We start from the raw sequence: 14,953 nt of genomic DNA, 5'->3' as shown, positions 1-14,953 counted from the left end.
GCAAAAGCAGCGACACCCCCTGCCAATTTTTTTGCACAACAGCGAAGTCATCTAAGGAGTCCGATGGGCCCCAGGTGCGATAAAAACCGGCCTTTTTCTACCAATTCTCCTCCCCGGCCTTGCAACTTTTAAGACAACTCAATGAACGCTCTCACCGATACAATTCCAGCAACCCATTGCAAAAGACGATACCACCTTGACAGGGACCGCCCAAAGTACCTGCTTCCCCGATCACCCAGGTTAACCCACACACATCCGACCATCTAACGCCTGCCATCGACATATCGCCCGTGACCATCGTTTCAGTTGCAGGGGAATCACGATTATCGGCAGCAAAATCCAGCGGGTGTGCCGGCTCGGCCCTCAACAACCCAAACCTTAAGATTTCGACACATTGTCATCATCTTCTGCACTACGCCATAAGCCTCTCCCGCCTCTCTGGTCCATAAATCGAGCAAAGAAAAATTTGCCGTCCCTGGCAGTCGAACGGGACAGTATGAGGTATATTTTCACCCTTAAACAGCTCCAATAAATCTTCAACTATTCCGTAAAAGCAATAGCAGCGAAGCCGTGACAGATGACGTCCTTACGCCTGAGCGCGGAAAAGAATTGGATTTTTTATGTGAGATTATATGTGTTTTACATTATCAATAATTTCAAACATTTATAGATTTATCAACAAAATCAAATGAGTAGGCGAAATCCAGAAAAAAATCGAAAAAAAACGTCATTTGACGCTTGACAAGCTAATGAGCCTTGGTATAGAGTCCGCCCTCGTTGTTCGTAAGTTATCGAAATGTCGGATATCTTTACACTATGTCGGAAAAACCTACAATGGGCATATGCGCAATGCCTTTGGGGATATCACTTACCTTAGGAAAGGAGGAAAAAACCGAAAATGGAAAACATCATTGTTATTCTGGAAGAAGGTGTGGAACTGAACGTTGAAGCTCCGGCGACCTGCTGCTTTACCGCCATGGTCGACGTGATCTAGTCGCTCAGATCTCACGTTCTTCAGAAAGGGGAGGGGCCACTCCCCTTTCTGAGCCCAAAATCATTCGACCTCGTCTGCCGCAGAATGACTGCGGCACAAAAGCAAGAGAAAAAGGTTTCGTTTCATATCACCCAAAGCCGCCCGTCCTTGATCCCCTTCCGCACCACGCGAAACATCAAGCACCCTCCATTTAAGCTTCGGTGATCGGCAGAGTTCCTGCTCCTCTCCTTTTTCTCGCCAGGGAACTCTCCATGCACCTGTCACGCTATATCAAGGCATACCCCTGTCCGGACCGCCCCGGATCCACCCTGCTCTTCTCCACCAAGCGCTCCTCGATCATAGAGGTTCCCGATGACGTGCTGCGCGCCGCCGGGGATAACACCATCACCGGCGCCAACCGTGACACCCTGATCCGTTTGGGGTTTCTGGTCCCGGACCCGGCAGCGGAGCGCCGGGAGATGCGCGACGTCTTCGTTCGCGCCAACAAGCAGCGCAACCTCTACAACGCGGTCGTCGTGCTCAACCTCGATTGCAATCTCGCCTGCGGCTACTGTTACGAGGACAATTTCCGCGGCAACTTCTACATGTCTGCAGAAACGGCCGACCTGTTGGTGGATACGGTAATCCGGGACCAGATTCAGAAGGGATGTGAAGTAAAGATATCCTTTTACGGAGGCGAGCCGTTACTCTCCCTCGACCTGATCAAGGACATTGCCGGTCGTCTCGGAACCGCCGCCCGACAAAACGGGACCAAGTTCAGCTTCTCCATGATCAGCAATGGGACTCTCCTGAGCAGACCTGTGGTCGAAGAGTTGCTGCCGCTCGGCTTCGTCGGTGCCAAGATAACCCTCGACGGCCCCCCCGAAACGCACGATGTCAGCCGCCCCTTCGTCTCGGGAAGCGGCAGTTTCGATGCCATCATCGACAACCTCGCGGCAATTGCCGGTCTGATCACCCTCAATCTGGGGGGAAACTTCACCAGGGACAATTACCGTCTCTTCCCTGCCCTCCTGGACCAGCTCCTGAGCAAAGGAATCACCCCCGATAAGCTCGGCAGGCTCCTCTTCGTGCCGATCATCCAGAAATCGGGCGAGAAAGTCGGGGATTTCGGCAACGCCTGCGCCTGCGCTTCCGAGCCCTGGGTCATCGAGGCCGGCATTTTTCTTCGGGAAGAATCCTTGAAACGGGGCTTTCCGGCGCCGAAGGTCCGGGCCTCGGCATGCACCATCGAGTATGAGAGCGACGTGGTGATCAATTACAACGGGGCACTTTTCAAATGCCCCGCCTTCATGTCCAACGACTCCCTGCAAATAGGAACGCTGAAAGACGGGATCAAGGACTACCGTGAATCCCATAACATCGACGTCTGGAAGGAAGACCGATGCCTCGACTGTGCCTATCTGCCACTCTGCTTCGGGGGATGTCGGCAGATGACCTTGCTGCGTACGGAGAAGATAGAAACGGTGGACTGCCGGAAGGATTATTTTGACAAGTCCTTGGAACGCCTGATACGGCAGGACCTCGAGTATCGGACGGCAGTGAAGTGATGAAAAAGAAAAAGCCGGTGAATCTTCGTTGATCCACCGGCTTTCTTGCGTGTATAGACGGTAATTTTAGAATCTGAACTTCACTCCCCCCTCAACCCATCTTCCCGTATTGGCCTGGCTGATCGAGGTTGTGTACCCGGAATTGAAGATATTGTGCAGATTGAGGAACATTTCCAGGCTGAAGGTCTCGGAGAGGGAAAACTTCCGGTTGATGTTGGCGTCCCAAACAAAGGTATTGTAGTCGCCCGGTCCTGCGGCGGCAGGCATGTCCCACCAGATGTAACTACCAAACACCTGGGCCAGCCACGCCTTTCGGTCATCGTATTTGATGCCGATCAGGTAGGAGTAATTATCCCGGGAGGTAGCGGGTGCCGAAGGGTCGATATGAACGAAGGAGTGTGCCACCTTCAGACTGGTATTGAAGAAGGGGACCGTCTCCGCTGCAAGCTCGTAGCCCTGCCGGACCAGTTTGCCAACGTTCTTGTTCATGAGCGTGGCCGGATCGGGATCATCGCTGATAGCGTTATTGATGTCATGCCTAAAGACGGTTGCCTTCAGGTTGACACGATCCCCTACCACCGATTCGGCCCCTGCTTGGTACGACCATCCTTGCTCGGCGCGAAGGGAAGGATTGGGCAGGCTAAAAGGGTCACTGCCGGAGGTCATGCTAAACGGCGGATAGGTGAACCCCCGGGCAACGGATGCCCGGACCATGCTATGCTCGGTGGGCTGATAGGTCCCTCCGACACTCGGACTGACGAAGGTACCGCTGATGGAATTGTGGTCCAGGCGGATACCGGGGGTAACCGAGAAGCTCCCCAAGGAAATGGTGTCGTTGGTAAAAATCGCCCACTTGTTCAACTCGGAGTAGACATAGGCCTGCCGGTATACGGCAACCGTGGATTGAAGGGTTGCCGCACGATTAAGGGCAAGCCGGTGGAATTCGTCGGTGCCGTGAGTTGCTTCTGCCCCCAGGACGGCGAAGTTGTTGCCTCCCGAGTAGGTCAGCTTGAGATTGCCACCGAAGGTCTGATCGATTAGCTGGGTATCGGCGTATTTGTCGCCGCTCGTCACATGAAAAAGCGCGTTGGGCTTGGTAAACTCCGTTCCTTGCGAAAAATTGCTGCGAAGGGTGTTGATTTCAGCGGTAAGAGCCCAGTCAGGAGCAAAGTGGTAATCCATGCCCGCCGTAGCGTGCAAGTTGCTGATACCAAGAGAACCGGAGGTATCGACACCTCCAAACCGGTCCGAATGCTGGCTGCCGGCACTCAGGTCGGGGGTGGTATACCCCAGGGTGAAAACCAGGTCCATGTTGTGAACCGGGGTAAGGGCAACCTTGGAGTACAGACTGTCGCTGCTGGAGTACCGGTGGCTCACCAACCCGTCCGAAGCCAACCGCCCCGCATATAGGTAGTATTTGGCGACTCCCACCTTGCCGGCAACCTGCCAGTTCGCATCGCGTGTTCTTCCTTCACCATAGGAACCGACAATCATCCCCTTGGGAGTGGTGAAATCGCCCACGTTCTTGGTGATGATGTTAATGACCCCGCCCAGGCCCGACCCCCAGGTAGACGAAGCCGGCCCCTTGATGATTTCGATCCGGTCGATGATGCCAACCGGTATCGAGATGGCCTCGGCATGACCATCACTCAGAAAGTTCCATTGGACTCCATCCAGATAGAGCGCCACGTGGCGCTGAGAACTCCCCTGGATGTGGAGCAGCGCCGGAGAGTTGAAATCGTTGGTCTCATTCTCAACGAAGACCCCCGACACGCGGGCGAGCACCTCGTTCACCGTGTGGGCGTTCATCTCCTCGATGTCCTTGGCGGTGATGACCTCCATGTTCTCCGCCACCTGCGAAATCGGCTTTGCAGTGCGGGTTGCGGTCTCTACATAGAGTTCCTTCTGCTCCCAGAAAAGCAGCAGGTCCTCGTTCCCGCCGGTCGCCTCGCCTGCCTTGTCAGCAGCCGTCTCCGCCGGAACATCCGCAGCCGGAGCAAGGGCCGTCTCAGTATCCGCCTCGGCGGCGCGGGCGGACCCTCCCGGCAAGGCCGGGGCGAGCGCCGTCAGGGCCAACAGGACCGGGACGCCGTACTTCCATTTCACCATGCTGCCACCGTCTCCCAGGAGACGGTTTCCCGCCTGTTGCATTTTCCGGTTCCTAAACTTCATGGACTCCCTCCACTGCACAGTCATAGCAAAACATTAAACAGACACAACCTGCGGCAAAAAAGACAAAAGGCCGCCAAACCAGTCAGTTACTCTGGTTGAAACGGCCTTTCGGATTCTTCTTCAGGGGCCTTACCTGGAAATTGATCCACTTATCCCCCACACAATGCCATCTGTGGCCACACTTCCGTGACACAAGTAGTGGATTTAATACACCTAAAATTAATAAAAGTCAAATAACCATTGCATTAATATTTACAAATGCTAATCTCAAAAGTTGTACTATGAGTTCAACACTTCCTGAATATGAATCGGTGCCTGTCGCCGAAACTTAAGTCTTTTTGACCGAGTGCCGTTGTGATACAGTACTGGATCGGATATAGCCGATTACGCTAGGTTTTTCGTGACAGTCTCCTCCCGGCTTCCGGGAGAGAAACCCTTCTTACTACGGAGCATCCACCACGATGAGCACTTCCACGCCGCAGGCGCCGGAGCAGACCCTTTCCCCGGCGCAATTGATTGCCTTGGGATTGAATCACCACCAGTCGGGCCGTTTCGCGGAAGCCAAGGAAACCTACCTCAAGGTACTGGCAACAGAGCCCGAGAATTTCGATGCCCTCCACCTTTTGGGGGTACTGGCTCTCCAGGTGGGCAAGCTCGAGATCGCCGTGGAGCTGATCGAGAAAGCGGTCAAACAGAACCCGGCGAATGCCGTGGCTTTCAATAACCTGGGCGAGGCATACAAGGGACAGAAGCGCTACGACCAGGCGGAGCGTTGCTACCGGCTGGCGCTGGAGCTGAAAGCCGATTTCGTGGAGGTCTACAGCAACCTGGGCAATGCATTGAAGGACCAGGGGCGACTGGCCGACGCGGTAGAGGTTTACCGGAAGGCGCTGGCGATCAAGCCGGATTTCGTGCTGGTGCATTACAACCTGGGCAACGTCCTCAAGGAGCTTTGCGAGTTCGAGGATGCCGAGGCCGCGTTCACCGAGGTGCTGACACTGAAACCGGACCACGCCGACGCGGCAGTGAACCTGGCCGTACTCCAGCTTTTGCGGGGGGACTATCCGGAGGGGAAAGCGTTTTTCGCGCACAGTTTCGAGGCTTTCCGCGACAGCTCGGTCACCCGCTGGCGGGCCGTATACCAGGCGTTGCAGGGCAAACGACGCTGGCAGGGGGAGCCGCTGGAAGGAAAACGGCTCTTGCTGGTGGACGAACCGGGAGCCGGCGACAACATCATGATGCTGCGTTACCTCCCGCTGCTGCGCAAGATGGGCCCCGAGCGGATCACGCTGTACGCCACCCCCCACCTGGGGCGGTTGGTGCAGGCGATGGAGTGCGTGGATGAGATCGTGCCGATGACCCAGCCGGTCCCGCTGCAGGGCTTCGACTTCTTCGCCCCGATGATGAGCCTCCCGGCCGCGGCCGGAACCACCCTCGATACCGTGCCGCGCGAGGTTCCCTATTTGCGGGTTCCAGGGGAGATCATGGTGCAGGCGGAGAGCCAGCTTGCCGGGCTGACCGGGGTGCGGGTGGGACTGGTGTGGGGTGTCGGAAGGCTTTCCCCGACCTACCAGAGGCGCAGCATCCCGCTGGACCAGTTCGGGCCCCTGCGCGACGTCGCCGAGGTCCAGCTGGTGAGCCTGCAAAAGGGAAAGGATGCCGACCAACGGTCAGAGATCGGCTGGGACATCTTCGATTGCATGGCCGACTGCCGGGATTTTCTGGACACGGCGGGGTTGATCGATCAACTCGACCTGGTGATCAGCGTCGACACTTCCGTGGCGCACCTGGCTGGAGCGTTGGGGAAACCGGTGTGGCTTTTGAATTGTTTCGAGAGCGAATGGCGCTGGATGCTGGAGCGCGAGGATTCCCCGTGGTATCCGACGCTGCGGATTTTCCGGCAGAAGAGCCGCGGCGATTGGGCGGGCGTGATCGAGGAAGTCGTGGAGGAGTTGGGCAAGTTCGTCAAGAAAAAGAAGGCCGCCGGCCCGACAGTCTAGAGGCCTTGGGTACGAAGGAGCGGCTTACCTTGTGGGAGCGCCCTTCCGGGCGCGATTGCCCCCGCAGCTCATTACCGCCTTCGGCGGATCGCGCCTGGAAAGGCGCTCCCCCAGTGCCAAGCACCCCATTGTCCATTTGGGAAACGAGAGGATTCACCAAAGATCTCGGTCCTGACAGGTAAGGGCGCAGCATGCTGCGCCGGTAAGATCCGACAATCGCGACAGGAATGTCGTTCCAACAGCTGGAAGCTCCGTTTACTATTCCCCCTTGCTCTTGAACCCTCCGGCAAAATCCATCGCACACATCAACTCATAGGTCGGATGCGTCCCGCAGGCTGCGCCGGCAACACGGAAGGACGGATTGAAGATGTTCTTCCGGTGCCCCCGGCCGGCTATACCGTCGTCGATGATCAGCTGCATCACCATCATCCGCGCGGTCCGCGGGCCATAGCCGACATTTTCACCGAGCCTGCTTTCCCATACCCCGTGGCGCTCGACCCGTTCCTTCACCCCGCCGCTCGGCCCGCCATCATGCCCCACCGCGCCGTTTTCCCCCTGGTCCCGCACCAGCTCCGCTGCCGCCTTGGCGAGCCCCGGCGACCATTTGAGCGCCGGCAGAGGTTTTTGCTTGGCCAGGAAACGGATTGCCTCGTCCACCGCCGTCACCCCTTCCGTCGTCTGTACCAAAGCCTGCATCCCCGGCATCCGGAACAGTCCCCCATCGAACCGGCGCCGCAGTTCCCGCAGATGCTGTGCGTACTGCACCGGTTCGGTCCGGGCCGCATTCACCTCCGCCAGGAACTCTTCCGATAAGGTCCTTTCCGACGCCGGCGCAACCGAAGCCCCCAAAAAAGTCGCCACCAACGTCATGGCGGTTACTGCTTTGCGTATGCTCATTCGTATTCCTCTCAACAGGTTCAATAAGGTGTGATGGGCGCACCATGCTGCGCCCTTTACCCCGATTGCCTTCGTTCCGAACCGCCAGTATTCACCTAAAAACTATCGAAGCTCCGATTATAATGGCGAATCGCCTTCAATTACAACTCGTTGACAGTCATCCCCTCCCCTATAGACTTGGGGCTTGTCGTTCCAAAATCAGCCGTGGTCAAGGCAGAAGGAGGCAGGTAATGGCTCGTTACGGCAGCAAAACCAGTTTTGCCAGCCGCCACCCCTTGTTGCTCGGAATGGCGGCCGGCCTCTTTGCCGGAGCGGTGAGCGGGCTATCCGACCGGCTGCTGGACCGGATGGTGAGCAGGGAGCAGAAGGCCCGGGACCGGCTGGTCCGAAGAGCTCCGGCGCATCAACTGGCGGGGCCCTACTTTGCCCGGAAGATTACCGGGAGACAGCTCCTTTCCAAACGGCAGAGAAAAGCGGCGCGGCTTGCTTTCAGCGTGGTCTACGGGATCGGCTGGGGAATGATCTACGGCGTGCTGCGGCGGAAGGTCCCGGTGATATCCCGCCTGGCGGGGTTGCGATTCGGGCTCCCGTTCTTTCTGGCCTGCGACGGGACCATCGCGCCGCTGTTGAAGTTATCGCCGGGCCTGCGCCGGATTCCGTGGCAGATGAATGCCAAGGAACTGGGCAACCACATGGCATGGAGCACCGCAGCCGAGTTGGTGCACCGAGCGGTGGGGAAGAAGGAGTAGGGTGTTACCTGTAGGAGCGACATTCCTGTCGCGATCGCCCAATGGAGAATCGCGACAAGAATGTCGCTCCTACAGAGGTTGGCCATCGGCCCATTTACAGGCAGTCCTCCGTTTGGCTCTGTTAGGGCTAATGCTGGACGAAACCAGGAGGGTTACATGCAAGGAAAGCCAGGTCGGCTGAATCGGCAGCTCCCGGGGTGGTTCAACAACATCCTGATCTTCGGCACCATGGCGGCGGTCGTGGCTATGGAGCTCAAAAGGCCGCTGCGCCGCGCCCGGCAGGACAAACTGTTGCGCGACCTGCGCAACATGACCATGGCGGCGACTTCGGCTGCCACCGTGGCTCTTCTCGAAAAACCGGTGACCACGCGGCTGACCGCACTGGTCCAGCAAAAACGATGGGGGCTTTTGAAACTGGTCCGCCTTCCTTTTGCCGTTGAGCTGTTCCTCTCCGTCGTCCTGCTCGATTACACCCTTTACCTTTGGCACGTCCTCACCCACCGGGTGCCGTTTCTCTGGCGCTTCCACCAGCCGCACCACGTGGACCTCGACATGGATGCCACCACCGCCTTGCGCTTCCATTTCGGCGAGATTGCCCTCTCCGTCCCCTGGCGCGGGACGCAGGTCCTGGTGCTGGGAATCTCGCCGCTCGGGCTCGGCCTCTGGCAGACGCTGACCCTGATGGCAATCATGTTCCACCATTCCGACCAGCGCCTCCCCCTCCGGCTGGAGCGTTGGCTGAGCCGGCTCATCACCACGCCCCGCATGCACGGGATCCATCACTCCATCGTCCGGGACGAGACCGACTCCAACTGGTCCACCATCTTTTCCTGGCCCGATTACCTGCACCGGACCATCCGGCTCAACGTCCCCCAGGACCAGGTGACGATCGGCGTTCCCGCCTACCAGGATCCCGCCCAGCTCACCATAGGGAAGATCCTCATGCTCCCCTTCGAGCCCCAAGGTCCCGCCTGGCAACTCGACCGAAAGGCCGCCGCTTATATCCCGGCGACCGAATCCATGTATCTCGATGCAGGAGAACCGAAGCGCGACCCGCAGCCGGGGCCGGTTACCGAGCTGGCCCCGTAATAATCCTCGTTCCCGAGGTCCACCTTGGGAACGCACCCTTTCCCAAAGCTCCAGCTTTGCGATTTGTCATGCGAAGCCGGAGCTTTGTGTTTTCAAGAGAATCTCTGCAGGAGCGACTGTCCCGCCATGGTCACCGCCTTCGGCGGATCGCGCCTGGAAAGGCACTCCCACAGGGTAGGCAACAAGGTGCCTATTTAAGAAGCGGTATTTGAGCGAGAGAAGAATGTCGCCCCAAGGTAAAGGGATTACCGGCAGAGGTCCTGGAACGGGACGTCGAGGAGGTCGTGCGACTCGTCGGGGTCTTCGTAGTGCCACCACTCGGTGGACAGCGGCTTGAACCCCGCGCGTTGCATGGCATCGAGCAGGATCGCGCGGTTTTTGAGTGCAGCGGGAGGAAGGGCGGTCTCGGCAAGAAAGGCTTTGGGCGAGAAGTCGTCGAAGCCGGTCGGCATCTCCAGTTCTTTTCCGGTGGCATCGACGAGCGTTACATCTACCGCGGTTCCACGGTTGTGGCTGGAGCCTTTGGCAGGATCGGCGACGTAGCGGGTATCCGGGACCAGGGTCCAGAAGATCTTCTGGACCGACAGGGGGCGGTAGCAGTCCCACATCTTGAGGGAGAGCCCCTGCCGGGCCAGGTACTCCTGGGCCTTGGCGATCTTGGCTGCGGTTCCGGGGCGGAGAAAACAACGGCCGCAGGGATAGACCGTCTTCCCGGTGAAATTGTCGGGGGTGGCGTAGCGGAGGTCGATCTTGACGCGGGGCGCGACGGTGGTGAGCTCGACGAGGTTGGCTTTTGGGGTGGCGCCAAAGGTGGGGGCGCCGAGGATGAGTAAGAAGGCAAGTACGAGGAAATATCTCACGGCCCCTCCATTACGGCTTGGGTTAGCGCGGCTTCTTCTCTTCGCGGCATCTTTGCCTCACTGGCTACCGTGTTCCTCCGGGTTGAGACCGTAGCGGGCCAGCAGGTCGGGCTCGGGGCGGCGGCGGTGCAGCCGGACCAGCTTTTCCCCGAATTCCCGCAGTACGTCATAGCTCACCATCTTGGAAGCATCGACGGCGGCCTTGTTGGCGGTGCTCATCTCCGCCTTGGGGACGAACTCGTCCGACTTCAGCACGGCGGTCAGGTCGATCGCAGCCGCCTGGGGCTTCACCAGGTTGGAAGCGGGATCGAAGATCAGCACGTTTCGGTACTTGACCGGGACCGGAAAATCGAGACGGCGCGGACCGAGGTCCCTCTCTCCGACCGACTGGCGCAAAACGTCGATATTCATCTGATTCAGGGTCAGCGGCGAGTCGACCGGCCGGTAATCCTTCCCCTCCCACAGAAAGAACTCCCCCTCCTCGGTCACTTTCATGCCGTAGTGATAGTACTTCGTATCCAGCACGTAGACGTCCAGGAAACGGTTGATGACGACGTGGTCCATCTCCGCGACATCGTCATACCGCTCCAGACGCAGATCATGGATGATAGCCCAGTTCATCGCGTCCTTGTAGTGGAAGTCGAGAGCCTTGGCAATCCGTGCCTCTTGCTGTTCCAGAGTCTCAAGCGACTCCCGGTCCCGTTCGATCTGGACCCGCTGCTCCAGGGTCAGCGGCAGGGTGAGGATGCGGTCGATCTCCCGGATCAGTGCCTGCCGTCCATCTCGGTGTTTTAAAAGCATCCCTCGCTACCTCATATGCAAGTTACCTCCCTCTCCTTCAAGGAAGGGGTCGGGGGTAAGGATGGGGTGCACAAGTCCCCGTAAGAGGTTAATCGGCACCTGCGGCGTCGGCTTTAACCTGCATTAAAACAAATCCCTCCTGGCGAAGGGAGAGCCTCCGGGCGTGCTCCCGGCTCATCGTCGAATCGAGGGTCGTCCCAATCTCAATCAAGCGTGGCATCCGGGGTCTTGTCTTTCTTACCCCGCACCGGCTTCAATTCGCGGGGCGCACGGCGCAGAAACGCCACCGGCGGCGCCCATTTCTCCGGATGACGGCGTTTCTGGGTCACCAGGGTCAGGTCGGAGGTCTTGAAGACGTTGACGTTGTGGGTGTTCGGCGTGGTCAGCACGTACTGCGCCTTGGTCGCCTCCAAGAACGCGCCGACCTTGTCGATGTTGAAGACGTCGAGATGGGCGAACGGCTCGTCGATGAAGACGAACCCGCCCGGGCGGCTTTCGTCCATCAAGAGCCCGATCAGAAGGATCAGCGACTTCATGACCTGCTGGCCGCCGGACGCCTCACCGTCGTTGAGCCCGATCATCCCCTTGTTGTCGAAGTTGAACTTCACGTGGAGCCCGGCCTGGGCCAGCGCCAGATCCTCGTTGACCAGGTGCGGCGGCTCGACCTCGACGCCGATGGCGGCGACTTCCCCCAGGTGCTTGACGTTGCGGCTGTAGCGCCGGACCGTCGCCTTGAGCACGTTGATGTAACTGTCCCGCGCCTCCTCGGTCGCCGTCACGTGCCGGTGGTGGTGGATGCGGCGCACCTTGATGGTCTCCTCCAGGTGCTGGTGGTCGATCCCCAGCTTCTCCCGCACCCCGACCACCTGTTCGTCAGTGACCCAGCTCCCCTCGCTGATCCGCTCCTTGAGCCGGCGGATATCGCGCTTCACCGCCTCGGCCGAATCGTAGTTCTCCCGCAGCGCCGCCAGGGCATCGGCGGAGTACCAGCGGGCCGGCATGGGACGGCGCCGGTTGCGGTATTCGAGGATCCGCTCCACCAGCTGCCGTTTCTCCCGCATGAACTCGGCCTCGTCGTGGCGCAGCGCCCCCTCTTCCCGGCGCAGTTCGACCTCCACCCCGCTCGACTTCTTCTCCATCTCGTGGCGCTCTTCCCGGGCGTTCTTGGCCTGGGCGTGGGCCTCGTTCAAAAGCAGCGCCGCCTCCTGGGCCTCCTGGGTAAGCTGCGGAAATTCCCGTTCAGCCCGGGCAAATTCCGAAGAACGCGCCGACAGCTGCTGCGCGGCGTCGACCCCGGCCAGAAGCGCCTGGATCTCGTCGATCCTGCGGGCCAGCCCCGCGGTTGCCTCGATCAGCTCCCGCTCCCGCTGCTGCAAGGTCACCAGTTCCCCTTCCAGCTCCGCAACCAGGTTCTTGCGGGCGGCATCCCCGAAGGCGAACTTGGACGGCTCCACGCCGATATGCCGGCCGCCGCGGCGCTCGCGGTGGTAGCCGTCCCGGGTAATCCAGGAGATGTCGGAGGAAAGCCGGCTCCCCTCCTGGACCGACTCGACGCGGCGGATCCGGTCCAGGTTTTCCACGAGCCATCCCGGCGGCGGCTCGGTGAAACGCACCACCTGCAAAAGCGACCCCTTGCTGGCGGCGCCCAGCGGAGCGCGCTCGGCCACCACGAAATGCCGGTAGCGATGCTTCTCCCCCAGCTCCCAGGCGCGCGCCTTATCCTTGGGGTCGGAAAGCAATACGATGTGCGGATAGGGTGCCAGCACCCCTTCCAGGGCCTTCTGCCAGGCCGGATCGGTCACCTCGACGATCTCGGTCAAAAGCTTGTGGGCGATCCCCTCGGCGTTGAGAGCGTCCCGGAAATCCTGGACGAAACCCGGCTCCAGCTTTCCTCCCGACTTGAGCGCCGCCAGGCGCGCCTTGACCTCCCGGGTCTGGTTGCGCACCCCCTTGAGCTCGAAATCGTTGGCCGCCGCCGATTCCCGCGCCTCGCGCTGCTCGGCGGCCAGGGCGGTGGCGTCGAATCCCGCCTGCTGCCGGCGCAGCTGCTCCTCGAGGGCCTGTTTTTCCTTGAGGATCCTTTCGGCGTCGCGCGCCGCGTCGCGGGCGGCGGTGAACGCCTCCTGGGCCTGAGCCTGGGCCGCGTCCAGCTCCCGTTCCCGATCGCGCGCCTGTTCGATCACCGAACTCAGCCCGCCCCGCTCCGCCTGAAGCGTGTCGAACCGGATCCGGCGGCGCTTGAGCTCCCCGCCCTTTTTGCGCACCGGAACCCGGTTGGCGGCGATCCGCTCCGCCAGATCGGCGAGCTCCGCCTGGGGAAGGGTCTCCAGGGAGAGCTTGTCCACCTCGGCGTTGAGCCCCTGCCATTCGCGGAAGGAGTTCACGTTTGCGTCCGCCTCGCGCAGGCGCACCCCGAGCCGGGCCAGTTCCTCCTCCAGCTTCTCCAGCTCGCGCCCGATCTCCACCTGCTCGTTCTTGGCCTGCTGGTAGTTGTCCAGCACCTCCTGGTCCCCGAAGACGCTGAAGACGAGCTCCAAGAGCTGACGCGGCGAGTATTCGCAGAGCTTGTCGGTATCCCCCTGCTCCAGGGAGAGGACGTGGGCAATCGCCTGGGTGAGGCCGGCCTGTTCCAGACGCTGGCGGTAGTCGCGCACCCCGATCCAGGTCCCGCACTCCTCGAGGTCCTCGATGGCGACGTCCCCTTCGGCGACGAGGTACTGGCGCTGCCAGTCCCCGCCTTTCTTCCGGATCTGGCAGGCCAGGGTCACCTGGTCGGTAAGAAACGGGAAAAAGGGGCGGAAGCCCGATTCCTGGCGTTCGTTGTCGACGACGGCGCGCACCCAGGAAAACGGCTTGTCGTTTCTGCGGACGTAACGCTTGTAATCGCGCCCCGAGGAGCAATCGATGCAAAGCAGCGTGCGCAGCACGTCCAAAAGGGTCGTCTTTCCCGACCCGTTCGGCCCGACGATGGTGATGACGTTCGCGTCCAGCGGCAGGGAGAAGCGCTCCCAGTAGTCCCAGTGCACCACTTCGACCTTGAGCAGCCTAAACATCCGCTTCCTCCAGTTCCTCTTCGTCCCAGTCCGGTTCCGGTGCCGGCTTCAGATCGGCGAGGTGGCGCCCCAGAAGATCGGAGAGCGCCCCGTCGATGACCCGTCCGGCCAGCTGATGGTAGTCGAGCAACAGATCGAGGAGCGGTCCTTCGTGGATCTCATCCTGGCGCTGCACGATGAAACCGAGCCGGGCCAGGGTCCCCAGGTTCATCTTGATCTTGGTCGCCTTGCCGAGCTTGTCGCCGAAATCGGCAATGAGCGCGTTGCGGTTCACCGGCGCCGAGACGAGCTTGCCGGTCTCCAGCGGCTTTTCCAGGGCGAACATCTCGGACTGATCCTGCGCCTCACCCAGTTCCTTGCGCTCGACCTGGCGCTGCCTTTTGGGGAGGATGATCAGGGACCAGAGCACCATCAACAGCGCGATCGCGGTGCGGTCCAGGTTCATCGTGTTCGACATCCAGGTTTCCTGCTCGCCGAGCACCCCCTGCTCCATGTCCCGCTCCAGCACGAGTGTTACGTCGCCGGCATAGGGATTGTCGAGAAACTTGAGGCCGCAGGCGTGCAGCCGCGCATCGAGGTCCTGTCGGAACGCCTCGTCGGTGAGGGCCTTTTTGACCAGCCGATCCTGCCGGGGAAGGTGCTGATGCGCCAAAAGCCGCGCCACCAGTTCCCGTATCTGTTTTTCCATAAGGTTTGTTTTCCTTCCAATGCACTGCATGAGCAATGGTTCTGGCAAATCGGCCCTCCCCCTTCATGGGGGAAGACAGGTGGACGATGGGAGGCTTGGAATT

At 59.9% G+C, this 14,953-nt stretch carries 10 protein-coding genes; 4 read left to right on the top strand and 6 right to left on the bottom strand.

Annotated elements, in window-relative coordinates; all coding sequences use genetic code 11:
• Positions 1–1,245 precede the first annotated feature (1,245 nt).
• Positions 1,246–2,541 (top strand): geopeptide radical SAM maturase, encoded by a 1,296-nt coding sequence (gene gptM, locus JFN93_RS09850; protein ID WP_199383901.1) that lies wholly within the window; start codon positions 1,246–1,248, stop codon positions 2,539–2,541.
• Between the two features lie 66 nt (positions 2,542–2,607).
• Here gptM and JFN93_RS09845 read toward each other — a convergent pair whose 3' ends face one another.
• Positions 2,608–4,713, bottom strand: coding sequence for a TonB-dependent receptor plug domain-containing protein (locus JFN93_RS09845; RefSeq protein WP_199383900.1), 2,106 nt, complete (start codon positions 4,711–4,713; stop codon positions 2,608–2,610).
• A 461-nt stretch (positions 4,714–5,174) separates the two neighbouring features.
• On the opposite strand from JFN93_RS09845, the gene JFN93_RS09840 reads away from it, so the two are divergent.
• The gene (locus JFN93_RS09840; protein WP_199383899.1) at positions 5,175–6,713 is read left to right on the top strand and encodes a tetratricopeptide repeat protein; all 1,539 of its coding nucleotides are present in this window, start codon (positions 5,175–5,177) and stop codon (positions 6,711–6,713) included.
• 258 nt (positions 6,714–6,971) lie between these two features.
• On the opposite strand, the gene JFN93_RS09835 is transcribed toward JFN93_RS09840, so the two are convergent.
• Positions 6,972–7,610, bottom strand: a complete 639-nt coding sequence (locus JFN93_RS09835; protein WP_236021621.1) for a CAP domain-containing protein — start codon at positions 7,608–7,610, stop codon at positions 6,972–6,974.
• Between the two features lie 230 nt (positions 7,611–7,840).
• Here JFN93_RS09835 and JFN93_RS09830 point away from each other — a divergent pair, with 230 nt between their 5' ends.
• A complete protein-coding gene (locus tag JFN93_RS09830) occupies positions 7,841–8,359 on the top strand; it encodes a DUF1440 domain-containing protein (protein ID WP_199383898.1) in 519 nt (172 codons plus the stop codon).
• Between the two features lie 156 nt (positions 8,360–8,515).
• Positions 8,516–9,448: a sterol desaturase family protein gene (locus JFN93_RS09825; RefSeq protein WP_199383897.1), complete on the top strand. Its 933-nt coding sequence runs from the start codon at positions 8,516–8,518 to the stop codon at positions 9,446–9,448.
• A gap of 245 nt (positions 9,449–9,693) precedes the next feature.
• On the opposite strand, the gene ddpX is transcribed toward JFN93_RS09825, so the two are convergent.
• The 4 genes from ddpX to JFN93_RS09805 form a co-directional block, all read right to left on the bottom strand.
• A complete protein-coding gene (gene ddpX, locus JFN93_RS09820) occupies positions 9,694–10,308 on the bottom strand; it encodes a D-alanyl-D-alanine dipeptidase (RefSeq protein WP_199383896.1) in 615 nt (204 codons plus the stop codon).
• Positions 10,309–10,365: 57 nt separating this feature from the next.
• The gene (locus tag JFN93_RS09815; RefSeq protein ID WP_199383895.1) at positions 10,366–11,109 is read right to left on the bottom strand and encodes a nuclease-related domain-containing protein; all 744 of its coding nucleotides are present in this window, start codon (positions 11,107–11,109) and stop codon (positions 10,366–10,368) included.
• Between the two features lie 203 nt (positions 11,110–11,312).
• Positions 11,313–14,162, bottom strand: coding sequence for an ATP-binding protein (locus tag JFN93_RS09810; RefSeq protein ID WP_199383894.1), 2,850 nt, complete (start codon positions 14,160–14,162; stop codon positions 11,313–11,315).
• Positions 14,155–14,850 carry a hypothetical protein gene (locus JFN93_RS09805; RefSeq protein WP_199383893.1) on the bottom strand — a complete coding sequence of 232 codons (696 nt, stop codon included), beginning with the start codon at positions 14,848–14,850 and terminating at the stop codon, positions 14,155–14,157. The genes JFN93_RS09810 and JFN93_RS09805 overlap by 8 nt, the downstream gene beginning before the upstream one ends.
• Positions 14,851–14,953: the final 103 nt, after the last annotated feature.

This window comes from Geomesophilobacter sediminis (assembly GCF_016458275.1).
Lineage (GTDB): Bacteria > Desulfobacterota > Desulfuromonadia > Geobacterales > Geobacteraceae > Geomesophilobacter > Geomesophilobacter sediminis.
This window is presented reverse-complemented; position numbering and strand designations above follow the sequence as displayed.

Excerpts from the sequence above, each read along its gene's own strand:
- JFN93_RS09840 (WP_199383899.1), top strand. The coding sequence starts at position 5,175 with ATGAGCACTTCCACGCCGCAGGCGCCGGAGCAGACCCTTTCCCCGGCG.
- JFN93_RS09810 (WP_199383894.1), bottom strand. The coding sequence starts at position 14,162 with ATGTTTAGGCTGCTCAAGGTCGAAGTGGTGCACTGGGACTACTGGGAG.
- JFN93_RS09830 (WP_199383898.1), top strand. The coding sequence starts at position 7,841 with ATGGCTCGTTACGGCAGCAAAACCAGTTTTGCCAGCCGCCACCCCTTG.
- JFN93_RS09845 (WP_199383900.1), bottom strand. The coding sequence starts at position 4,713 with ATGAAGTTTAGGAACCGGAAAATGCAACAGGCGGGAAACCGTCTCCTG.
- JFN93_RS09825 (WP_199383897.1), top strand. The coding sequence starts at position 8,516 with ATGCAAGGAAAGCCAGGTCGGCTGAATCGGCAGCTCCCGGGGTGGTTC.
- JFN93_RS09815 (WP_199383895.1), bottom strand. The coding sequence starts at position 11,109 with ATGCTTTTAAAACACCGAGATGGACGGCAGGCACTGATCCGGGAGATC.
- gptM (WP_199383901.1), top strand. The coding sequence starts at position 1,246 with ATGCACCTGTCACGCTATATCAAGGCATACCCCTGTCCGGACCGCCCC.
- JFN93_RS09805 (WP_199383893.1), bottom strand. The coding sequence starts at position 14,850 with ATGGAAAAACAGATACGGGAACTGGTGGCGCGGCTTTTGGCGCATCAG.
- JFN93_RS09835 (WP_236021621.1), bottom strand. The coding sequence starts at position 7,610 with ATGAGCATACGCAAAGCAGTAACCGCCATGACGTTGGTGGCGACTTTT.